Source organism: Streptomyces camponoticapitis (assembly GCF_014646115.1).
Taxonomy (GTDB): domain Bacteria; phylum Actinomycetota; class Actinomycetes; order Streptomycetales; family Streptomycetaceae; genus Streptomyces; species Streptomyces camponoticapitis.
The window spans coordinates 70906-91841 of sequence record NZ_BMMV01000016.1; the positions used below are offsets into that span (position 1 = coordinate 70906).

The following is a 20936-nucleotide window of genomic DNA, read 5'->3' on the forward strand; positions in this document are numbered from 1 at the left end:
AGACGGAGCCGAGCCCCGGGCCGGGGGCTGTCCGGTCGCCGGCCGCATGGCGGCGACGCCGATCTTCGGGGAGCAGCTCGACGGCGACATGATGCCGCGCCTGTACGAGCGACTGCGCGCCGAGCACGGCCCGGTGGCGCCCGTCGCCGTCGCGCCCGGTATCGAGGCGTGGCTGGTGCTCGGCCACCGTGAGCTCGTACGGCTGAGCCGTGAGGAGCAGGACTTCTCCCACGACCCGCGCCGCTGGCGCCAGTTGCGCGAGGGCCGGGTGCCGGAGGACTCACCGATCCTGCCGATGGTGGGCTGGCGCCCGGCGCTGCTGTTCGCCGACGGGCAGCAGCACCGCCGGATGCGGGCGGCCGTGTCGGACGCGCTCTCCCGGATCAACGGACATGAACTGCGGCGCGGCGTACGGGCCTTGTCCGAGCGGCTGATCACCGAATTCGCCGACCGCAAGGAGGCGGACCTCGTCTCGGACTACGCGCGCAAGCTGCCGCTGATGGTGATCACCGGCCTGCTCGGACTCGACGAGCCGACGGGCAGGGAGCTGGTGAAGGCCATCGCGGGGCTGGTCGTGGCGAACGCCGACTCCGCCGACGCGAGCAAGCGGATGGGATCGATCCTGCTCGCCCTCATCGAGGAGAAGCGCCGCCGTCCCGGCAACGACGTCACATCCGCGCTGCTGCACCATCCGGCGCGGCTGACGGACGAGGAGGTGCTGCACAACCTGGTGGTGATGTTCGTCGCGGGCAACCAGACGACGGTGAACTGGATCGCCACCACCCTGCGCATCCTGCTGTGCGACCCGGCGTTCCGGTCCTCGCTCAGCGGTGGTCATCTGAGCGTCGACGACGCGCTGGACCTGGTGCTGTGGCGCTTCCCGCCGACGCAGAACTTCCCCGCCCGGTACGCCACCCGCGACCTGCGGTTCGGCGGTCAGGAGGTGCGGGCCGGGGACATGCTGATCCTCGGCCTGGCCGCCGCCAACGCCGACCCCGACATCCTGCCGGAGGACGGCACGCCCGTCGTCGGCAACCGCTCGCACCTGGCCTTCGGGGCCGGGCCGCACACCTGCCCGGCCCAGGATCCGGCGAGGCTGATCACGCGTACCGCGGTCGACACCATCAGGCACCGGCTGCCCGATCTCGAACTGGCGGTGCCCGAGGCCGAGTTGGCCTGGATCAAATCGCCCTGGAGCAAGGGCCTGGCGGCCCTTCCCGTCCGCTTCACCGAACCGCAGTTGCCGCGTGGACCGCAGGCACCGCGGAGTTGAGGAGAGCCCCGATGAGCGCCAAGCCCGATCCCTCCGCCGACCTGGCCGACGCCGCGGCCCAGGCCCCGTACCGGATGGACCCGTCCGGTGGCTGCCCGCACGCCGCCAACGCCACTCTGCTCGCGCGGGGCGCGGTGGCCCCCGTCGTACTGCCCGGCGAGGTCGAGGCGATGGCCGTCATCGGACACGACGCGCTGAAGGAGTTCCTGTCGCATCCCGATGTCGCGAAGGGCGCGGCGCACTTCACGGCGTTGCGGGAGGGGCGGATACCGGACGGCTGGCCGCTGAAGACGTTCGCGACCGTTCAAGGCATGACGACGGCGGACGGCGACGACCACCGGCGGCTGCGGTCGCTGGTGAGCAAGGCGTTCACGTCGCGACGGGTGGAGGCCCTGCGCGGCCGGGTGGAGGAGGTGACGGCGGAGCTGCTGGACGGTCTGGCGGCCACGGAATCCAAGGACGGCCGGATCGTCGATCTCCGCGCGGACTTCGCCCTGCCGCTGCCGATGGGGGTGATCTGCGAACTGCTGGGCGTGGACGAGAAGTTCCAGGACCAGCTGCACCATCTGTCGAACCAGATCGTCGCGACGGACATCTCCCCCGAGGACGCGATGGCCGCCAACCGGGACATCGTGGCCGTACTGAGCGCGGTGGCAGCCTCCCGTACCGAGAATCCCGGCGAGGATCTGACCAGCGCGCTCATCGCCGTACGCGACGAGGACGGTGACCGGCTGAGCGGGCACGAACTCATCGGGACACTGCTGCTGATGATCATCGCCGGGCACGAGACGACGCTGAATCTGATCACCAACGCGGTGCGCGCCCTGTGCCGCCACCGCGACCAGCTCGAACTGGTCCAGAACGGCAAGGCGAGCTGGTCGGACGTGGTCGAGGAGACCCTGCGCTGGGACAGCCCGGTGAGCTTCTTCCCGTTCCGCTACCCGACCCGGGACCTGACGGTGGACGGCACCGTGATCCCGAAGGGCACGCCGGTGCTGGCGGGTTACTCGGCGGCAGGGCGCGACAAGGCCGCGCACGGGGACGACGCGGCGGAGTTCGACGTCACCAGGTACGCCACGGGCTCGGCCGCCCGCCATCTGTCACTCGGGCACGGCGCGCACTTCTGTCTGGGGTCGTCGCTGGCCCGGATGGAGGCGACGATCGCGCTGGAGCGGCTGTTCACGCGGTTCCCGGACCTGGACGTCGCGGTCACGGAGGCGGAACTGCCGCGTCACGCGAGCTTCGTGGGCAACAGTGTGCAGCGACTGCCGGTCACGCTCGGGTAGTCGGGTGACGAGCCCTCAGGAACTTTGGTCCATACCAACTCCTTGACGGCCCCTCCCACCCTCCCTTAAATCAAGTATTGAAATAACTGCGTTCAGCCCCGGGCTCAAAAGTCCTGAATGTCATGTACATGACTCCATGAGAAGTGAAGTGATGACCTGTGCGAACCCCCCTGCGGCGTCGTGTGACGCTGTACGCCCTGGCTCTTCTCTGCTGTACGAGCGTCGCCACGGCCGTGCCCGCCGGAGCGGCGCCGACCGCCCCCGAACCCCGCGTGAACAGCACCAGGGCCGCCGCCGCCGTGACCTTCGACGAGAACTTCGACGGTCCCGCCGGATCGGCCGTCAACGGCAGTAGATGGCAGATCGAGACCGGCGACAACGTCAACAACCACGAACGGCAGTACTACACGGCCGGCAACAACAACGCCCGCCTCGACGGCCAGGGCAACCTCGTGATCACCGCCCGCAAGGAGAACCCGGGCAACTACCAGTGCTGGTACGGCCGGTGCGAGTACACCTCCGCCCGGCTCAACACGGCGGGCAAGTTCACCGCGCAGTACGGCCGCGTCGAGGCACGGATGAAGATCCCGCGCGGTCAGGGCATGTGGCCCGCGTTCTGGATGCTCGGCAACAACATGGGCGACGTCGGCTGGCCCGCCAGCGGCGAGATCGACATCATGGAGAACGTCGGCTTCGAGCCGAACACCGTGCACGGCACCCTGCACGGCCCCGGCTACTCGGGCTCGGGCGGCATCGGCGCCGGCTACAGCCTCCCCGGCGGCCAGGCGTTCGCCGACGCCTTCCACACCTTCGCGATCGACTGGTCGCCCAACTCCATCCGCTGGTCGGTCGACGGCAACGTCTTCCAGACCCGTACGCCCGCCGATCTGGGCGGCCGGGAATGGGTGTTCAACAAGCCGTTCTTCCTGATCCTGAACCTCGCGGTCGGCGGCTACTGGCCCGGTGACCCGAACAGCAGCACGCCGTTCCCGAGCACCCTGACCGTCGACTACGTGCGGGTCACGACGGACGGCGGTGGCGGCACCGGCGGTTCGATCACCGGTCTCGGCGGCAAGTGCCTGGACGTGGCGAGCGCGAGTTCCGCCAACGGGACGCCTGTTCAGCTCTACGACTGCAACGGCTCCGGCGCGCAGCAGTGGACGAGGGGCGCCAACGACTCCCTGCGGGCGCTCGGCAAGTGCCTGGACGTGAAGGACAACAGCACCGCGGACGGCGCGCAGCTCCAGCTCTGGGACTGCTCCGGCGGAGGGAACCAGCGCTGGGCGGTGTCGGGCGCGAACGACGTGGTGAACATCCAGGCGAACAAGTGCCTGGACGTGACCGGCGGTGCCTCGGTCAACGGGGCACGGGCGCAGATCTGGACATGCACGGGCGCGGCCAACCAGAAGTGGTCGGTGAACGCGTAACACCGCGGCTCTGTCCGTCCACGGACCCCGGCCGCGCGGCAAGTCCCTTGCCCGCGGCCGGGGTTCGCCGTTCTCCCGGCGGCCCGGTCAGTGCAGGCGTTCGCCGGCGCGCCAGACCGCCCAGGTCAGCGGCACGCCCGGCCGGTAGGCGAGGTGGACATGGCTCGGGGCGTCGAGCACGACGAGGTCGGCGGTCGCGCCGCGCGTGAGGCGTCCGACGTCCGTACGGCGCAGAGCGGCGGCCCCGCCCGCGGTGGCCGACCAGATCGCCTCGTCGGGTGTCATCCCCATGTCGCGTACGGCCAGGGCGATGCAGAACGCCATCGACGAGGTGAAGGACGAGCCCGGGTTGCAGTCGGTGGACAGCGCGACGGTGGCGCCCGCGTCGAGCAGCCGGCGGGCGTCGGGCCACTCGGCACGAGTGGAGAACTCGGCGCCGGGCAGCAGCGTGGCGACCGTACGGGAGTTGGCGAGCGCGTCGACGTCCTCGTCGGTGAGGTGGGTGCAGTGGTCGGCGGAAGCGGCGTCCATCTCGACGGCGAGCCTGACACCCGGGCCGTACGACAACTGGTTGGCGTGGACGCGTGGTTGGAGGCCCTTCGCCCGGCCCGCGGTGAGGATCGCGCGGGCCTGGTCGCCGTCGAACGCGCCCTTCTCGCAGAAGACATCGATCCAACGGGCGTACGGGGCGCAGGCGTCGAGCATGTCGCCGGTGACGAGGTCGACGTAGGCGGCGGGATCATCGGCGAGTTCGGGCGCGACGATATGGGCGCCGAGATAGGTGACCTCGTCGGTGTGCCGGGCCGCGACGCGCAGCGAGCGCGCCTCGTCGGTGACGGTGAGGCCGTAGCCGGACTTGGTCTCCTGCGTGGTGGTGCCCTGGCGGAGGCCTTCGGCGAGATATCTGGCCACGTTGGCGCTCAGCGCCTCGTCGGTGGCGGCGCGGGTCGCGGCGACGGTGGTGCGGATGCCGCCGGCCGAGTAGGGGCGGCCCGACATGCGGGCGTTGAACTCCTGGGTGCGGTCGCCCGCGAAGACGAGGTGGGAGTGGGAGTCGACGAAGCCGGGGACGACGGCCCGGCCGCCGGCGTCGACGGCGTTGTCAGTGGCGGGTGCTTTGCTTGACTCACCGACCCAGACGACGCGGTCGCCGCCGATGACGACGGCCGCGTCCTGGATCAGACCGATGGGGGATCCGTCACCGAGGGAGGGGTCGTTGGTGACCAGAGCGGCGATGTTGGTGATGGCGGTGGTGGGGGCGGCCGTGGGGGCGCTCGGCTGGACGGGTGGTCCCGCGGGGGTGCTCGCGGGCGTGCCGGGGGGCGTGGTGGCGGGCGTCATCGTGGGGGCGTTCTCCTTCAGCCGCGTACGGCCGCGATGGACCGGGCGAGGGTTCCGGGCACGTCGGGGATCAGGGTGTGCTCCCCGTCTCGTACGAGATGGCGGCCGCCCACGATCGTGTGACGCACGTCCGCGGACGTCGCGGCGAATACGGCCGTCTCGGCGCCCAGTCTCGGTACCTGCCCCGCTGTTCTGACGGAGTCCAGGGCGATCGTGACGAGGTCGGCGAGAGCGCCGGGCTCGATCCGGCCGCCGTCGGGCCTGCCGAGGGCCGCGTGGCCGTCCGCCGTGGCGGCGGAGATGAGGGCGGCGGCCGTCCAGTGGCCCCGGACGCGGGAGCGCAGCCGCTCGTTGAGCTCCATGGCGCGGGCCTCTTCGAAGATGTCGATCACGGCGTGGCTGTCACTGCCCAGCGACAGGGGCGAGCCCGCGTGCTGGAGCCGCGCGGCGGGGCCGATGCCGTCGGCGAGGTCGCGTTCCGTGGTGGGGCACATACAGGTGCCGGTGCGGGAGGAGCCCAGCAGGGCGATGTCCTCGTCGGTGAGGTGGGTGTTGTGGACGCCGGTGGTGCGGGGGCCGAGGACCCCGTGGTCGGCCAGGAGCTGGGCGGGGGTGCGGCCGTGGGTGGCCAGGCACGCGTCGTTCTCGGCGGTCTGTTCGGAGAGATGGACATGGAGCGGGGTCCCCCGGGCCTCGGCCCATTCGGCGACGGTCGACAGCTGCTCGGAGGGCACGGCGCGTACGGAGTGGACGGCGGCGCCGATCCGCACATGGTCGTCGTCCTTGGTGTAGCGGTCCCCGAGGGCGGACACACGCTCCGCCCAGGCGTGGGCGGTGCCGTCGGAGAAGCGGACCTGGTGGCGGTCCGGGGGCTTGCCGCCGCGCCGCTTGGAGATGCCGGAGGAGAGATAGGCGGTGTCCAGGAGAGTGATCCGGATCCCGGCCTCGTCGGCGGCGGCGATCAGCGCCTCGCCCATCGCGTTGGGATTGTCGTAGGGCGTTCCGCCAGGAGCGTGATGCAGATAGTGGAATTCACCGACGGAGGTGATGCCGGCCAGGGCCATCTCGGCGTACACGGCGCGGGCGAGCGCGTGGTAGGTCTCGGGGGTGAGCCGGGAGGCGACCTGATACATCATCTCGCGCCAGGTCCAGAAGGTGCCGGAGCCGACCTGGACCTTGGCGCGCAGCGCGCGGTGGAAGGCGTGCGAGTGGGTGTTGGCCAGGCCGGGGAGGGTGAGTCCGCGCAGGGCCGTGGCACCGGCGGGCGGGGTGTCGTCCCCGGTGCGGACCTCGGTGATGCGGCCGTCCGCGACCGTCACGGTCACGGCCGGTTCGACGTGGGTGTCGAGCCAGGCGTGCTCCAGCCAGTACGTGGTCACGTGCACGCCAGCCCTTCCAGTACGTCGGCGAGTGCCAGGACACCGGCCACGCAGTCGTCCTCGGCCGCGAACTCGGCCGGGGAGTGCGAGACGCCGGTGGGGTTCCGTACGAACAGCATGGCGGTCGGAATGGATCCGGACAAAATACCCGCGTCATGACCGGCGCCCGTGCCGAGCACGGGGAGCTTGCCGCCGAGGATCCCGCCGATCTCGTCGCGCAGGCTGTGGGCGAACTCGACAACGGGCGTGAAGGACTCCCGTACGACCCGCAGATCGATGCCCGCGCGCTCGGCGTGCTCGTGGGCCGCCGCCTCGATCGCGGTGACGACGGTGTCGAGGGTGGCCTGGTCGGCGGCGCGCGAGTCGAGCCAGCCGCGTACGAGGGAGGGGATGGCGTTCACGCCGTTGGGCTCGACGGCGATCTTGCCGAAGGTGGCGAGTGCACCGGCGAGTGCGGCCTCGCGGCGGGCGGCGAGGACCGTCTCGGCGTAGGTGAGCATCGGGTCGCGGCGGTCGGTGAGGCGGGTGGTGCCCGCGTGGTTGGCCTCGCCGTGGAAGTCGAAGCGCCACCGGCCGTGCGGCCAGATGGAGGAGGCGACACCGACGGGGTCACCGGTCAGGTCGAGCGCGCGCCCCTGCTCGACGTGCAGTTCGACGAACGCGCCGACGCGGGCGAGGCGCTCGGGGTCGGGCCCGATGGCGTCCGGGTCGTATCCGGCCGCCTCCATGGCGCGCGGCAGCGGGACGCCCTCCCCGTCACGCAGGGCGTGCGCCTGTTCCAGGGTGAGCTGCCCGGCGGTGAGCCGGGAGCCGACGCAGGCGAGCCCGAACCGGGCACCCTCCTCGTCTCCGAAGTTGGTGACGGCGACGGGCCGGGTGAACTCCGCTCCCCTGCGGCGGAGTTCGTCGAGCGCGGCGAAGGAGGACACCACGCCGAGGGGCCCGTCGAAGGCCCCACCGTCGGGCACGGAGTCCAGATGCGACCCGAGGACGACGGCGTCCCCCGCGTCCGGGTCGCCGAGCCAGCCCCACTGGTTCCCGTTCCGGTCGCTCTCGTAGGCGAGCCCGCGCGCCTCGGCCTGCGCCCGGAACCAGTCCCGGCACTCCCGGTCGGCCCCGCTCCAGGCATACCGCCGGTAGCCCCGGCTGCCGGGGTCCCGCCCGATGGGCGCGAGCTCCCGCCACATCTCCTGGAAGGAGACCGCGCCGGAGCCGCCCCCGGCCGGGGCGGAGGCCGGGGCGGAGGCCGGGGCGGAGGCCGGGGCGGAGGCCGGGGCGGAGGCCGGGGCGGAGGCCGGGCCGTTGTCCCGGGACGGGGCCGGGCCTCGCGTGGCGGTCACTCGCTCTCCCGCATCGGGATGCGGACGCCGCGCTCCGTGGCGACCGTCGTCGCCGCGTCGTAGCCCGCGTCGACGTGGCGGATGACCCCCATGCCCGGGTCGTTCGTCAGGACGCGGCGGATCTTCTCCCCGGCCAGTTCCGTGCCGTCCGCGACCGTCACCTGGCCCGCGTGGATCGAGCGGCCCATGCCGACTCCGCCGCCGTGGTGGATCGAGACCCAGGTCGCGCCGGAGGCGACGTTCACCATGGCGTTCAGCAGGGGCCAGTCGGCGATCGCGTCCGAGCCGTCGAGCATCGCCTCGGTCTCGCGGTACGGGGACGCCACCGATCCGGCGTCCAGGTGGTCGCGGCCGATGACGACCGGCGCGGCGAGCTCGCCGCTCGCCACCATGTCGTTGAAGCGCTCGCCCGCCCTGTCGCGCTCGCCGTAGCCGAGCCAGCAGATGCGCGCGGGCAGGCCCTGGAAGTGGACACGTTCGCCGGCCATCTTAATCCAGCGGTGCAGGGACGCGTTCTGGAGCGAGTCGTCCTCGGGGAAGAGGTCCAGGATCGCCTGGTCCGTCTTGTGGATGTCCGACGCCTCGCCGGACAGGGCGGCCCAGCGGAAGGGCCCCCGCCCCTCGCAGAACAGCGGCCGGATGTAGGCCGGTACGAAGCCGGGGAACGCGAACGCCCGTTCGTAGCCCGCCAGTTGGGCCTCGCCCCGGATGGAGTTCCCGTAGTCGAAGACCTCGGCGCCCGCGTCCATGAAGCCCACCATCGCCTCCACGTGCCGCGCCATGGACTCGCGGGCGCGGAGCGTGAAGTCAGCGGGCTTCTCGGCGGCGTACGACGCCATGTCGTCGAAGTCGACGCCCAGCGGCAGATACGCCAGCGGGTCGTGCGCCGACGTCTGGTCGGTGACGATGTCGATCGGCGCGCCTTCGGCGAGCATCCGGGGCAGCAGCTCCGCCGCGTTGCCGAGCAGCCCGATCGACAGCGGCCTGCGCGCGTCGCGCGCCTCGGTGGCGAGCTGGAGCGCGTGCTCCAGGGAGTCCGCCCGCACGTCCAGGAAGCGGTGCTCGATACGGCGGTCGATGGCGCGCGGGTCGCAGTCGACACAGATCGCGACCCCGTCGTTCATGGTCACGGCCAGCGGCTGCGCGCCGCCCATCCCGCCGAGCCCGGCGGTCAGCGTGATCGTCCCGGCGAGCGTGCCGCCGAACTTCTTCGCGGCGACGGCGGCGAACGTCTCGTAGGTGCCCTGGAGGATGCCCTGCGTGCCGATGTAGATCCAGGAGCCGGCGGTCATCTGGCCGTACATGGTGAGACCGAGCTGTTCCAGGCGGCGGAACTCCTCCCAGTTGGCCCAGTCGCCGACGAGGTTCGAGTTGGCGATCAGTACGCGCGGCGCCCACTCGTGGGTCCGCATCACACCCACCGGGCGGCCGGACTGGACGAGCATCGTCTCGTCCTGCTTCAGCGTCCGCAGCGTGCGCGTCATCGCGTCGAAGGAGCGCCAGTCGCGCGCGGCCTTGCCCGTGCCGCCGTAGACGACGAGCTGGTCGGGGTGTTCGGCGACCTCGGGATCGAGGTTGTTCTGGAGCATGCGGAGGGCGGCTTCCTGCTGCCATCCCAGGGCGCTCAGTTCCGTACCGCGCGGTGCCCGTACGGGTCGGGGTCCTGACATGGCGGGTGCCTCCTCCGTCACTGCTCCACTGTTGGCTGATCTATTCACATACTCGGGGCCTGAATAGATGTAGTCAACAGTGGAGCAACCGGCGGCCGGATGATTGGCTGACACGCATGATCGAGGACACGGGCACGGTCGAAGAGACAGGCAAGGACAACAGCGAGGACAGCCGCGGAGAAGACGGCACCGGCCACGCGGGTCCGCAGGCGGCGAGGGAAGCCGCCGCCCGGCGCGATCTCGCCGTACGGGCCGCCGTCGAGCGGGGGCTGCTCACCGAGGCCGACCCGATCGTCGCCCTCCTCGACGTGACGGGCATCCGCGCCTCCGCCGCGGCGCTGCACGCGGCCTTCGCCGCCGTCACCGCCCCGGACACCCGTGTGCTGCACGCCTTCGCCGTCAAGGCCGCACCCCTCGTGCCCGTCCTGCGCCTGCTGCGCGACGAGGGCATCGGGGCCGAGGTCGCGAGCCCCGGCGAGCTGGGCATCGCGCGCGCCGCCGGTATCGCGCCCGAGCGCACCGTCCTGGACTCCCCCGCCAAGACCCCGGCCGAACTGCGCGAGGCACTCTCCCTTGGCATCGCGGTCAACGCCGACAACCCCCAGGAGCTCACCCGCCTCGACGGCCTCCCGCACTCCGCGCTCACCCGTTCCCCGATCGGCCTACGGGTCAATCCGCAGACCGGCAGCGGCTCCATCGGCGCGCTGTCCACGGCGACGGCGACGTCCAAGTTCGGCGTCGCGCTGCGCGACGAGGGCGCCCGCGCCTGGGTCGTCCAGGCCTTCCTGGACCGGCCCTGGCTGACCCGGCTGCACACCCACTCCGGCTCCCAGGGCGTGCCGTTCGACCTCATGGCGGAGGGCGTGCGGACCGTTCACGAGCTGGCCGAGGAGATCAACGCGGCGGCGGGCCGGCAGCAGGTCGACACCATCGACATCGGCGGCGGCCTCCCGGTCAACTTCTCCTCCGACGAGCAGACCCCCGCCTACGCCGACTACGCCCGTCTGCTGAAGGCCACCGTCCCCGGCCTGTTCGACGGCCGCTACGGGCTCGTCACCGAGTTCGGCCGCTCCCTGCTCGCCAAGCACGGCACGGTCCTGGCCCGGGTCGAGTACGCGAAGTCCGCCGGCGGCCGGCCCATCGCCGTGACCCACGCGGGCGTGCAGATCGCCACCCGTACCGTCTACAACCCGGAGTCGTGGCCGCTGCGCATCGCGGCGTACGACGCCGAGGGCCGGCCCAAGGGCGGCCCCGACGTCAACCAGGACATCGCGGGCCCGGCCTGCTTCGCGGGCGATGTGCTGGCCACGGACCGGCCCCTGCCGCTGCTCGCCCAAGGCGATGTCGTCGCGGCGCTGGACACGGGCGCGTACTACTTCGCCAACCACTACGCGTACAACAGCCTGGCCCGGCCCGGCGTCCACGGTTTCACGGCGACGGCGGGCACGACGCCGGGCGCGGTGCGGTTCGCCACGGTACGGCCGGCGCAGACGGTGGCGGAGATCGTCGCCGAGTCGGGCGGCGGGGATCCGGACGCGCTCGTACGGGACTGACCGCCCCGGGGACCAGGGCCGACAGACCGGCCCGGGGCCCACCGGCCGACCGGCCGACCGATCAGCGGACCGCCAGGAATCTCCGCCGCCGCACCGGGCAGAACATCTCCCACCATCAAACGGGGGAGGTCATCGCATGCCCACACCGGAAACACCCACGGCGGCGGACACACCGGCACCCGCCGAAGACAAACACGAACTCAAACGCGCCCTCGGCCCCAAGCTGCTGATCCTGTTCGTCATCGGCGACATCCTCGGCACCGGCATCTACGCCACCACCGGCCAGGTCGCGGGCAAGGTCGGCGGCGCGCTCTGGGTGCCGTTCGCCATCGGCTTCGTCGTCGCGATCCTGACGGCGGCCTCGTACGTGGAACTCGTCGGCAAGTACCCGAAGGCCGCCGGCGCCGCGCTCTACACCCAGAAGGCGTTCAAGGTCCCCTTCCTGACCTTCATCGTCGCCTTCATGGTGATGTGCTCGGGCCTGTCGTCGGCGAGCGCCGCGGCGCGCGCGTTCAGCGGCGACTATCTGTCGGAGTTCACCGACGCCATCCCGCCGACCCTGGTCGCGATCACGTTCATCGTCGCGCTCGCGGCGCTGAATCTGCGCGGTGTCTCGGAGTCGGTGAAGACCAACGTGGTGCTCACCCTCGTCGAGTTGAGCGGCCTCGCGATCATCCTCGGCATCGGCGCGTACGCGGTCCTCACCGGTGACGGCGAGCCGTCGCGGCTCACCGACTTCGAGGCGAGCGGCACCGGCTTCTCCCTGATGACCGGCGTGCTGGGCGCGACCGCGCTCGCGTTCTTCGCGTTCGTCGGGTTCGAGGACTCGGTCAACATGGCCGAGGAGACCAAGGATCCGACGCGGACCTTCCCGCGCGCGATCTTCATCGGCGTCGCGGTCACCGGCACCATCTACATCCTGGTCGCCCTCGTCTCGTCCCTCCTGGTGGACTACAAGACCCTGGAGGGCTCCAGCGGCCCGCTGCTGGAAGTGGTGAAGGCCGGTGGCGTCGACTTCCCGCCGAAGCTCTTCGCCCTGATCGCGCTCTTCGCCGTCACCAACTCCGCGCTGATCAACATCATGATGGCCTCGCGGCTCTGCTACGGCATGGCCAACGAACGCATCCTGCCGAAGGCCATGGGCCGGGTGCTCCCCGCACGCCGTACGCCGGTCGTGGGCATCGTCTTCGTGGCGCTGCTCGCCATCGGGCTGGTGTCGACCGGCGAGATCCAGGGGCTGGGCGACACGACGTCGTTCCTGCTGCTGTGCGTGTTCTTCGTGGTCAACGTCGCCGCGCTGGTGCTGCGCCGCGACCGGGTCGAGCACCGGCACTTCCGCGCGCCGACGATCGTGCCCGTACTGGGCGCGATCACCGCGCTGGTCCTGGCCAGTCCGCTGGCCGACCGCGCCGCCGACGTCTACATCCGGGCCGGGGTGCTGCTGGCGATCGGAATCGCGCTGTGGGCGGTCAACAAGCTGGTACTGAAGGCGCGTTCGGAGGAGCACGCGAAGGCGGGCGGCGACGTGACCAAGTAGTACGTCGCACCGGACGTCACACGACCACACACAACGGCCGTGCGAACGGCCACGGCACGGCTACGGGCACGGCTACGGGCACGGCTACGGGACGGCACGCGCGACCGCCCCGGGCCGTGCCGAGCCGTTCCGTGCGCCGACCCTAGCGCCGCGGGGCATGTTCCGATGGAAATTGCCCGAAATCCCTTCCACGGTACGAACGTTGCGTAATCTCGCCGTCACTGCCGCACGACGGTGCCTACTCACGATCGGCTGGGAGGGAAGTCCGCGTGCCCGGAATCGACGCATGCCTGCACGAGATCATGGCCCTGCCCGGCGCTCGCGGAGCCGCGATCGTCGACTGGACCAGCGGTCTCGCGCTCGGTACGGCCGGCGAGTCGCCCAACGGCGATCACGAGACGACCGCGACCGAGACCGCCGAACTGGCCCGGGTCGCCGCCGAGTACCCCGCCTTCGCGCCCGCCGCCGAGCGGATACGGCCCGAGGCCGGGAACGCGAAGGGCCCGCCCGTCGAGGACCTGATCGTCACCACCCGCACCGGCTACCACGTGCTGCGTTTCGTCGAGACGACCTTCGACAGCAGCGTCTTCCTCCATCTGTGGCTCGACCGCGACACCGGGAATCTCGCTCTCGCGCGGCTCCGGCTCCAACAGCTCGCCGAACGGCTGGTACTGGCATGAACGCAGACACGGCGGCCCGCGCCGCCTCCTCCGCGCCCACCGTCTCCCCCGTCTCGCCCATGCTCGTCCGCCTGGCGGACGAACGCGCCACCGGCGCCCTCCTGCGCGACCACGGCACGCTCTATCTCTCCGAAGGCCGCGTCGTCCACGCGGAGAGCCCCGTCGCGCCCGGCATCGACACCCTGCTCACCACCGGCGGCCGGCTGCCGCGCGACGGCTGGCAACGGGCGGTCGACGAGGCCGGAGCCCGCGGCGCGGTAGGGCGCTTCCTGGTGGACAGCGGCCGAATAGGCGGCGGGGAACTGGAGATCTGCCATCTCGGCGCGCTGTACGACGCCGCGTTCTTCGCGCTCGCGCCGGGCAGTGGCCCCACCCGGTTCCGGTACGGCGTCGCGCACTGGATCGGTCCGGTGCGACCCGTCCCGGCGGCGGCCGTCGAACGCGAGACCCGGCGCCGCCGTGAACTGCTCGACCAGGTCTGGCCGTACCCGGCGGTCGACACCTCGCCGGTGGTGCCCCGCGCCCCCGCGCCCGGCCAGTCGGTCACCCACCGCCAGCGCGCGCTGCTGGAGCTGGCCGACGGCGTACGAACCCCGGCGGCCATCGCCTGGGCCCTGGGCCGTCCCGCGTTCCACACCCTCCTTGAGGTACGGCGGCTGGCGGCGGCCGGGCTGGTCGGCACACCTCCCGATCCCCCGCGGGACGCCCGTCCGGTCCTGCCCGGCTGGATCGCCGAGGTCTCCGACCCCGACATCGGGCTGCTCCGCCGGCTCCGTGACGCCTTGGAGGCAAGCCTGTGAGACGCGCCCTGCGGCTGCGCGGCGAGAGGAGACAGCTGATGACGGCGGAGGCCGAAGTCCTCGGGGAGCTACGGCGCCTGCGCGCCCGTCTTCCCCAGGTCACCGGCGCGCTGGCGGCGAGCACCGACGGTCTCGTCCTCGCCGAGGAGATCTCGGGCGCCGGCGCGGCAGCCGGCGCGGGGGCCGGCCCCGAGACCGGCCTCGCGACCGGCGTCGCGACCGGCGTCGAACCCGAGGGCATCGCCGCCCTGACCGCCGCAGCACTCGGCGTCTCCCTGCGGCTGACCGACAGCACCGGCCAGGGCGGCTTCCGCGAACTGCTCATCAGGGGCGAGCGCGGCTACGTGGCCACGTACGCCGCCGGCGGCTCCGCCGTCCTCACCGTGCTCGCCGAGCCGCGGATCAATGTCGGCCGGCTCCATCTGGAGGCACGCCGGTCCGGCGCGCGGATCGGCTCACTCGTGGACGGCGCGCTCGCCGGCTCCCTCGAACGACCGGAGAACGCCTGATCCATGACCCCGAGCAGAACACCCGCCCGAGCGACCCAGAGACGAAAAGGAAGTGCGACGTTCATGGCCAACACCGAAGCGGCTCTCAAAGAAGCCACCACCTCCATCGAAGGCGCCGTCGGGGCCGCCCTCGTCGACTACACCAGCGGCATGGCCCTCGGCACCATCGGCGGCGGCAAAGACCTCGATCTGACGGTCGCCGCCGCCGGGAACACCGATGTGGTGCGGGCCAAGGTGCGCACCATGGAGATGCTGGGGATGAAGGACGAGATCGAGGACATCCTGATCACCCTCGGCGGCCAGTACCACCTGATCCGGCTGCTCAAGGGCCGTGGAAACAACGGTCTGTTCCTCTATGTGGCGCTGGACAAGCAGCGGGCGAATCTGGCGATGGCCAGACACCAGCTCAAGAAGATCGAGAACGCACTGGAGGTGTGACGGGGGTCGCCGGGGCGGGCTCGGCGGCCTTACCGGCCTTGGCACCCTTGGCACCCTTGGCACCCTTGGCACCATCGGCCGCCCCGGGCTCCCGGGTCGCCTGGGCCTTCTTCCCCCGCCTGGCCTTCCTGGCCTGCCCGGCCCGCTCGTCGCGGGGCCGCCGCGCCCCACCCGGTGCGGCGTCCCCCGCCTCAAGTCCGGTCGTCCGGAACCCCTTGACCTTCTTGCCGACGGGGCTGCCGCGCCCGGCCCAGTCGGTACGGACCCAGAGCAGTTCCCCGCTCGCGCGCTCACCGCGGCCCAGCAGTACGGCCTTGAGCCACAGCCCGGCTCCGGCGCCCGCGAGGGCGGCGCCACCCGCGATCGGTACGGCGAACGACAGAGCCACCGCCGCGACGAACGCGCCCACCAGCCACCACACATGGGCGCGCCGCCAGACCCGCAGGGCCACCGCGCGGTCCTGGAGATAGTCGAACTTCGCCGCGCGCGACGCGGCTTCGGCCCAGCCGCCGTACCGCCCTCGCCGCACCAGCGCGACGGCCGCCGCGCTCAGCACGAACAGCGCCACCCCGGCGTACAGCCCGACCCGGCGTCCGGTCAGTCCGGGGATGAACCCCCCGATCCCCGCCGCCAGGACCCCGAGCCACCACATCGGGGCCGCACCGGCCCTCACGATCACCGCCACCCGCGCCAGCGACTGCTGCCCTCCGCGTCCCACGGCCGCCTCCTCTTCACAGAAGTTTTGGCGGGCAGATTAATGGCGTTTCCTGAGCTTTTCCTGAGAACGGGCGAACTTATTCGACGAAGAGGCCCCGGGAGGCCGCCCGCCCGTCGAACTCCTCCAGGCGCGCCTGCGCGTCCGGCAGGTCGTCGCACATCGCCTCCAGCAGCACCCGGCCCAGCAGCATGGGCGCGCACGCGGTGTCGAAGGCGAGGCCCGTGCCGACGGCCGCCGGGATCAGCAGGTCGCTGTGGGCGGCGACGGGCGCGAAGGCCGAGTCGGCGACCGTGACCACGAACAGCCCGGCCCCACGGGCGTAGTCCAGCGCCTCCACGACCTCCTTGGGATGGCGCGGCAGCGCGAAGCAGAGCAGGGCGCTCGCGCCCGCGCGCCGCGCCGCGTCGATCCGGTCGGCGAGCATCGTGCCGCCCTCGTCGAGGAGCCGGATGTCGGGATGGACCTTGGCGGCGAAGTAGGCGAAACCCTTGGCCTGGGCGGAGGCGGCGCGCAGACCGAGGACGAGCAGCGGGGTGGACGCGGCCAGGACGCGGCCCGCCCGCTCGACGGGATCCGGGTCGGCGAGCAGGTCGGCCAGCTGCCGCAGGTTCTCCAACTCGGCGTGTACGGCCTGCTGGTACTCGTTGTACTCGGACTCGCCCGCGCCCCGGTCGGCGGGCGCGACGTCCCGCAGGTGCTTGCGCAGCGCCGGGTAGCCGTCGAAGCCGAGCGCGACGGCGAACCGCGTCACCGACGGCTGGCTGACCCCGGCGAGTTCCGCCAGCTCGACGCTGGACAGGAACGGCGCGTCGGCGGCCCGGCGCACCATGCTGTGCGCGATACGCCGCTGGGTGGGCGTGAGCCGGTGGCCCTCGAAGAGCTCCTGGAGCCGGGCGGCCGGACTGTCGCTCACGCGATCCCCCTCGTCGTGCCTGTCATGCCGGTGCCACCCACCGGGCCCGTACGTGTCATGTCGTCGGCCGTGGCGGCGAGTTCGTCGAGCAGCCGAGCCGCGGCCGTCACATCATCGGTCAGTGGCCGGTCGGCGATCTCCGCCTCCAGTACGGACTCGGCCAGGGCGAAGGCTCTGCCGACGGGCAGACCGGCCTCGGGCCTGAGGCCACGCTGGCGCAACGCCCTTACGGCGGCGACGAGTTCGCAGCCGACGACGAGACGGTACGGCTCGCACGCCCGCAGTGTCTGGAGCGCGGCCAGCGACGCGAAGCTGGCCTGTTCCTCCACGCCACGGGACAGTACCGCGTGCCCGAGCGAGGCCGGGGCCGAGAACGCGCGCAGGTCACCGAGGGCGGCCCCGGCCGCGTACTCCAGGATCATCACGCCGGAGCTCGCGGGCTCGGAGTCGGCGAGGAAGGGCCGCAGCCGGGTGAAGGCGGGCTCGTTCAGCGCGGAGAGCCGGGAGGTGGACAGCCTCGCGGTCTGGACGACGGCGAGTCTGAAGTGGTCCAGCGCCAGCGCGAGTTGGGCGAGGTAGAAGCCGCCGTGGTGGTACGCGGCGGGCACCAGGTCGTCGTCGGTGCCCGGACAGATCAGTGGGTTCTCGGCGGCGGAGTTGATCTCGACGGCGAGCGCGCTCTCCAGTGCGCCGGCGGCGTCCCGCGCCGGTCCGTGGACCTGGGGGACGCAGCGGAAGCCGTACGGGTCCTGGATACGGCCGAGCGGCGGGGTGGGGCGTTCGGGGGCGCCGAGGATGTGCCGCATCCGGGTGGCGACGGCGTACGAACCGGGGTGCGGGCGCGCGGCGTGGACCGGTTCGGCGTACGCCTCGTAACTGCCGTCCACGGCGAGCAGGGAGAGCCCGGCCACGAGTTCGGTGGCGGCGATGAGCCGACCCAACTCGTCCAGCGCGAGGGCGGCCTGACCCAGTGTCAGGGCGTTGCTGCTGATGAGGGCGAGGGCGTCGTTGTTGTCGAGTGGCTGGGGCTCGGGTGCCCGGCCGCCCTGCCAGGGGTGTTCTCCGACGAGGGCGAGGCCCAGCTGCGAGAGGGCGGCGATGTCGCCGGTGCCGACGGAGCCGAACTCGTTGACGACCGGGTGCGCGCCGGCGGTCAGGGCGTCGCAGAGGGCGGTGATGACGGTGGGGCGCAGTCCGGCGCCCCCGGCGAGAAGCTGATTGGCCCGGACGGCGAGCATGGCCCGGACCTCGCGGGCGGGCAGGGGACGGCCGATCGCGCCGGCGTGGCTGCGCAGCAGACGCAGTCCGTGGTCGGCGGCGGCGTCGGAGGGGACGGCCTCGGTACGGTTCGCGCCGACGCCGGTGGAGCGGCCGTAGACCCGGCCGGAGGCGGCGAGTTCACGCGCGGTGTGCCAGGACTGCTCGACGCGCTTCATGGCGTCGGTGCCGGGCACGGGGCGGGCGGTCCCCTCCGCCAGCCGGACGATGTCGGCGACAGGGAGGCTCTGGCCGTCGAGGACGACGAGGGCGGGCCGTACGGCGGCGGGGTCGTCCGGCAGGTCGTACCGCGACTCGTACGGCACATGGTCCGCCATATGGGGCACCCCTTCGGAACGTGGCAATCCGTTCAGCCGATCGCCGGCGCGCGTGGCGTACGAAACGTACGACACGTGGGAGCGCACCGCCGGGTCTCCAGGACGGGGCCATTGCTCATGTCATGAGATTAGCGATCATTGCGGCCGGGAGGCGTGACGAACGGGGCCCGACCCGCGATCAGGGGCCGTGGGGGCGAGGAGTCAGGTGCCCTGGAGGCAAAGAGGGGGGATAGCCCCACTGACCGGGGGCCCATGCCTTCGTACCGTTGTCGCCATGGAAGCCCGCGACCCTGAGCTCAAGAAAGAGCTCGACGCCACCCTTCAGGCCCGCCGAGAGCTGGGGCCCGAGTACGAGTCCGCGCTCATCGAGTCCTTCCTGGAGAAGCTCGATCAGCGCCTCGACCACACGACCGATCGCCGTGTCCGGCGTCAGCTCGCCGAACAGCAGATGGTCGTCGCCCGCGGCGCCCGCCCGCGCAGTACGGAGGAGTCTTTCGCCGAGCGGTACGGCTTCGGCATCATCTCGCTGGTGCTCGCCATCCCGCTGTCCGCGATCGCCGTCGTGCAGGCGGACTTCGCCGGGCTCTGCGTGGCCTGGCTCGGCATCGTCGGCGTGAACGTGGCTCATGTGTCCGGGGGGATGCCCTGGTCACGCCGGCGCACCGACCGGCCCAAGCAGTCCTCCGACTGGGAGGACTGACCCCGCGACAGCGGGACGGCCGGTCCGCGGGCGGACCGGCCGTCCTGTGACGTCGTGGAACGTCGCGGAACGTCGCGGGAGAGAGATGTGGCGGGGACCGCCGCACCCCCGTTTCCGGAGGGCGGGACGACGGCGGTCCCCGCGAGGGTCCCGGGCCGGGTCAGTACCGGCACCGCTTCCCGGTGGCGTCCATGGGTCCGGGAGCCGCTCCGGAGATCACTGACGCCGACGAGAACTACTGTGGCCGAGCCGTGTTAAGCGCGTACTGCGCGTAGATGTCACGCCGGTACCACTTTCACGAAGCCGCCCGCGGGGGCCCGACCGGGCACCCGTCGCGGGGGTCGCGGGCCCGTTCGGGGCCCGCTCGGGCACCGCCTACTTGGCGTCCTTCGCGAGGAACGCGAGCAGGTCCTGCCGGCTCACCACACCCGTCGGCTTCCCCTCCACCAGCACGATCGCCGCGGCGGCGGCGTTGGCACCGCTCAGCGCGGTCATCAGGTCCGCCACCGGCTCGCCCGAGCCGACCTGCGGCAGCGGGCCCGACATGTGCTTGTCCAGGGGATCTCCGAGCGACGCGCGCCGGGCGAAGAGCGCGTCGAGCAGGTCGCGCTCCACGACGGAGCCGATGACCTCGGCCGCCATCACGTCCGGGTGACCGGCGCCGGGCTTCACGATCGGCATCTGCGAGACGCCGTACTCGCGCAGGACCTCGATCGCCTCACCGACCGTCTCCTCGGGGTGCATGTGGACGAGCGAGGGAAGGAGACTGCCCTCCTTGTACCGCAGGACGTCACCGACGCGCGGGGCGTCCCCGGCCTGCTCCAGGAAGCCGTAGTCGTTCATCCACTCGTCGTTGAAGATCTTGCTGAGGTAGCCCCGGCCGCTGTCGGGGAGCAGGACGACCACCACGTCATCCGGGCCGAGCCCCTCGGCGACCCGCAGCGCCGCCACGACAGCCATGCCGCAGGAGCCGCCGACCAGCAGACCCTCCTCCTTGGCGAGGCGTCGCGTCATCTGGAAGGAGTCCTTGTCGGACACGGCCACGATCTCGTCCGTGACGGTCGGGTCGTACGCGCTCGGCCAGAAGTCCTCGCCGACGCCCTCGACCAGATACGGGCGGCCCGAGCCGCCCGAGTAGACGGAGCCTTCGGGGTCGGCGCCGACGATCTTGACGCGTCCCTCGCTGACCTCCTTCAGATACCGGCCGGTGCCGCTGATCGTGCCGCCCGTGCCGATGCCGGTGACGAAGTGGGTGATCCGCCCGTCCGTCTGCTCCCACAGCTCGGGACCGGTGGTCTCGTAGTGCGAGCGCGGGTTGTTCGGATTGCTGTACTGGTCCGGCTTCCAGGCACCCGGCGTCTCGCGCACCAGCCGGTCGGAGACGTTGTAGTACGAGTCGGGGTGCTCGGGGTCGACCGCCGTGGGGCAGACGACGACATCCGCGCCGTACGCCCGCAGCACATTGATCTTGTCCGTGGAGACTTTGTCGGGGCAGACAAAAATGCAGTGGTAGCCCTTCTGCTGGGCCACGATCGCCAGCCCGACGCCGGTGTTGCCGCTCGTCGGTTCGACGATGGCGCCGCCGGGCCGGAGTTCGCCGCTCTCCTCCGCGGCCTCGATCATGCGCAGGGCGATCCGGTCCTTCACCGAACCGCCCGGATTGAAGTATTCGACCTTGGCAAGAACTGTCGCCTGAATGCCCGAGGTCACATTGCCCAGCTTCAGCAGCGGGGTATTGCCAACCAGACTGATCATCGAGTCGTGGAATTGCACCGTT

17 protein-coding genes and 1 pseudogene are annotated in these 20936 nt (G+C 71.8%); 10 read left to right on the plus strand and 8 right to left on the minus strand.

Annotated features, from left to right (window positions below; genetic code table 11):
- The first annotated feature begins 46 nt into the window (after window positions 1-46).
- The 3 genes from IEY79_RS23245 to IEY79_RS23255 all read left to right on the plus strand — a co-directional run bounded on the left by IEY79_RS23245 (window position 47) and on the right by IEY79_RS23255 (window position 3986).
- On the plus strand, window positions 47-1273 hold the full coding sequence (locus IEY79_RS23245; RefSeq protein ID WP_189109612.1) for a cytochrome P450: 1227 nt from the start codon (window positions 47-49) through the stop codon (window positions 1271-1273).
- An 11-nt stretch (window positions 1274-1284) separates the two neighbouring features.
- The gene (locus IEY79_RS23250) at window positions 1285-2559 is read left to right on the plus strand and encodes a cytochrome P450 family protein (protein ID WP_229701062.1); all 1275 of its coding nucleotides are present in this window, start codon (window positions 1285-1287) and stop codon (window positions 2557-2559) included.
- A gap of 158 nt (window positions 2560-2717) precedes the next feature.
- Entirely contained in the window at window positions 2718-3986 is a 1269-nt protein-coding gene (locus IEY79_RS23255) for a family 16 glycosylhydrolase (protein WP_189109508.1), read from the plus strand.
- A gap of 87 nt (window positions 3987-4073) precedes the next feature.
- On the opposite strand, the gene hutI is transcribed toward IEY79_RS23255, so the two are convergent.
- The 4 genes from hutI to hutU form a co-directional block, all read right to left on the minus strand.
- Complete coding sequence (gene hutI / locus IEY79_RS23260) at window positions 4074-5327, minus strand: imidazolonepropionase (protein ID WP_189109509.1); 1254 nt, start codon at window positions 5325-5327, stop codon at window positions 4074-4076.
- 17 nt (window positions 5328-5344) lie between these two features.
- A complete protein-coding gene (locus IEY79_RS23265) occupies window positions 5345-6760 on the minus strand; it encodes a formimidoylglutamate deiminase (protein ID WP_373292605.1) in 1416 nt (471 codons plus the stop codon).
- Window positions 6703-7893 carry an allantoate amidohydrolase gene (locus IEY79_RS23270; protein WP_189109613.1) on the minus strand — a complete coding sequence of 397 codons (1191 nt, stop codon included), beginning with the start codon at window positions 7891-7893 and terminating at the stop codon, window positions 6703-6705. The genes IEY79_RS23265 and IEY79_RS23270 overlap by 58 nt, the downstream gene beginning before the upstream one ends.
- 149 nt (window positions 7894-8042) lie before the next feature.
- Window positions 8043-9716 carry a urocanate hydratase gene (gene hutU / locus IEY79_RS23275; protein WP_189109511.1) on the minus strand — a complete coding sequence of 558 codons (1674 nt, stop codon included), beginning with the start codon at window positions 9714-9716 and terminating at the stop codon, window positions 8043-8045.
- A 116-nt stretch (window positions 9717-9832) separates the two neighbouring features.
- Here hutU and IEY79_RS23280 point away from each other — a divergent pair, with 116 nt between their 5' ends.
- From IEY79_RS23280 to IEY79_RS23305, 6 genes are all read left to right on the plus strand, one after another.
- Window positions 9833-11269: a type III PLP-dependent enzyme domain-containing protein gene (locus tag IEY79_RS23280; protein ID WP_189109512.1), complete on the plus strand. Its 1437-nt coding sequence runs from the start codon at window positions 9833-9835 to the stop codon at window positions 11267-11269.
- A 136-nt stretch (window positions 11270-11405) separates the two neighbouring features.
- Entirely contained in the window at window positions 11406-12806 is a 1401-nt protein-coding gene (locus IEY79_RS23285) for an APC family permease (protein WP_189109513.1), read from the plus strand.
- A gap of 269 nt (window positions 12807-13075) precedes the next feature.
- Window positions 13076-13486 (plus strand): roadblock/LC7 domain-containing protein, encoded by a 411-nt coding sequence (locus IEY79_RS23290; protein WP_189109514.1) that lies wholly within the window; start codon window positions 13076-13078, stop codon window positions 13484-13486.
- Window positions 13483-14286 carry a transcriptional regulator gene (locus IEY79_RS23295; protein WP_189109515.1) on the plus strand — a complete coding sequence of 268 codons (804 nt, stop codon included), beginning with the start codon at window positions 13483-13485 and terminating at the stop codon, window positions 14284-14286. The genes IEY79_RS23290 and IEY79_RS23295 overlap by 4 nt, the downstream gene beginning before the upstream one ends.
- Window positions 14283-14795 (plus strand): roadblock/LC7 domain-containing protein, encoded by a 513-nt coding sequence (locus tag IEY79_RS23300; protein WP_229701063.1) that lies wholly within the window; start codon window positions 14283-14285, stop codon window positions 14793-14795. The genes IEY79_RS23295 and IEY79_RS23300 overlap by 4 nt, the downstream gene beginning before the upstream one ends.
- Window positions 14796-14858: 63 nt before the next feature.
- On the plus strand, window positions 14859-15233 hold the full coding sequence (locus IEY79_RS23305) for a hypothetical protein (protein ID WP_189109516.1): 375 nt from the start codon (window positions 14859-14861) through the stop codon (window positions 15231-15233).
- 151 nt (window positions 15234-15384) lie between these two features.
- Here the strand turns inward: IEY79_RS23305 and IEY79_RS23310 are convergent.
- The 3 genes and pseudogenes from IEY79_RS23310 to IEY79_RS23320 form a co-directional block, all read right to left on the minus strand.
- A pseudogene (locus IEY79_RS23310) lies at window positions 15385-15918 on the minus strand (hypothetical protein); the annotation flags it as partial.
- A gap of 109 nt (window positions 15919-16027) precedes the next feature.
- A complete protein-coding gene (locus IEY79_RS23315; RefSeq protein ID WP_189109517.1) occupies window positions 16028-16864 on the minus strand; it encodes a MurR/RpiR family transcriptional regulator in 837 nt (278 codons plus the stop codon).
- Window positions 16861-18459, minus strand: a complete 1599-nt coding sequence (locus tag IEY79_RS23320; protein WP_189109518.1) for an aromatic amino acid ammonia-lyase — start codon at window positions 18457-18459, stop codon at window positions 16861-16863. Before IEY79_RS23320 ends, IEY79_RS23315 begins: the two co-directional genes overlap by 4 nt.
- A gap of 274 nt (window positions 18460-18733) precedes the next feature.
- Between IEY79_RS23320 and IEY79_RS23325 the strand changes: the two genes are divergently transcribed.
- Window positions 18734-19159, plus strand: coding sequence for a hypothetical protein (locus IEY79_RS23325; RefSeq protein ID WP_189109519.1), 426 nt, complete (start codon window positions 18734-18736; stop codon window positions 19157-19159).
- A 375-nt stretch (window positions 19160-19534) separates the two neighbouring features.
- Here the strand turns inward: IEY79_RS23325 and IEY79_RS23330 are convergent, their stop codons facing one another.
- Window positions 19535-20932, minus strand: a complete 1398-nt coding sequence (locus IEY79_RS23330; protein ID WP_189109520.1) for a cystathionine beta-synthase — start codon at window positions 20930-20932, stop codon at window positions 19535-19537.
- Window positions 20933-20936: the final 4 nt, after the last annotated feature.

Excerpts from the sequence above, each read along its gene's own strand:
- hutU (WP_189109511.1), bottom strand. The coding sequence starts at position 9,716 with ATGTCAGGACCCCGACCCGTACGGGCACCGCGCGGTACGGAACTGAGC.
- IEY79_RS23295 (WP_189109515.1), top strand. The coding sequence starts at position 13,483 with ATGAACGCAGACACGGCGGCCCGCGCCGCCTCCTCCGCGCCCACCGTC.
- IEY79_RS23320 (WP_189109518.1), bottom strand. The coding sequence starts at position 18,459 with ATGGCGGACCATGTGCCGTACGAGTCGCGGTACGACCTGCCGGACGAC.
- IEY79_RS23305 (WP_189109516.1), top strand. The coding sequence starts at position 14,859 with ATGGCCAACACCGAAGCGGCTCTCAAAGAAGCCACCACCTCCATCGAA.
- IEY79_RS23280 (WP_189109512.1), top strand. The coding sequence starts at position 9,833 with ATGATCGAGGACACGGGCACGGTCGAAGAGACAGGCAAGGACAACAGC.
- hutI (WP_189109509.1), bottom strand. The coding sequence starts at position 5,327 with ATGACGCCCGCCACCACGCCCCCCGGCACGCCCGCGAGCACCCCCGCG.
- IEY79_RS23245 (WP_189109612.1), top strand. The coding sequence starts at position 47 with ATGGCGGCGACGCCGATCTTCGGGGAGCAGCTCGACGGCGACATGATG.
- IEY79_RS23250 (WP_229701062.1), top strand. The coding sequence starts at position 1,285 with ATGAGCGCCAAGCCCGATCCCTCCGCCGACCTGGCCGACGCCGCGGCC.
- IEY79_RS23325 (WP_189109519.1), top strand. The coding sequence starts at position 18,734 with ATGGAAGCCCGCGACCCTGAGCTCAAGAAAGAGCTCGACGCCACCCTT.
- IEY79_RS23270 (WP_189109613.1), bottom strand. The coding sequence starts at position 7,893 with ATGTGGCGGGAGCTCGCGCCCATCGGGCGGGACCCCGGCAGCCGGGGC.
- IEY79_RS23285 (WP_189109513.1), top strand. The coding sequence starts at position 11,406 with ATGCCCACACCGGAAACACCCACGGCGGCGGACACACCGGCACCCGCC.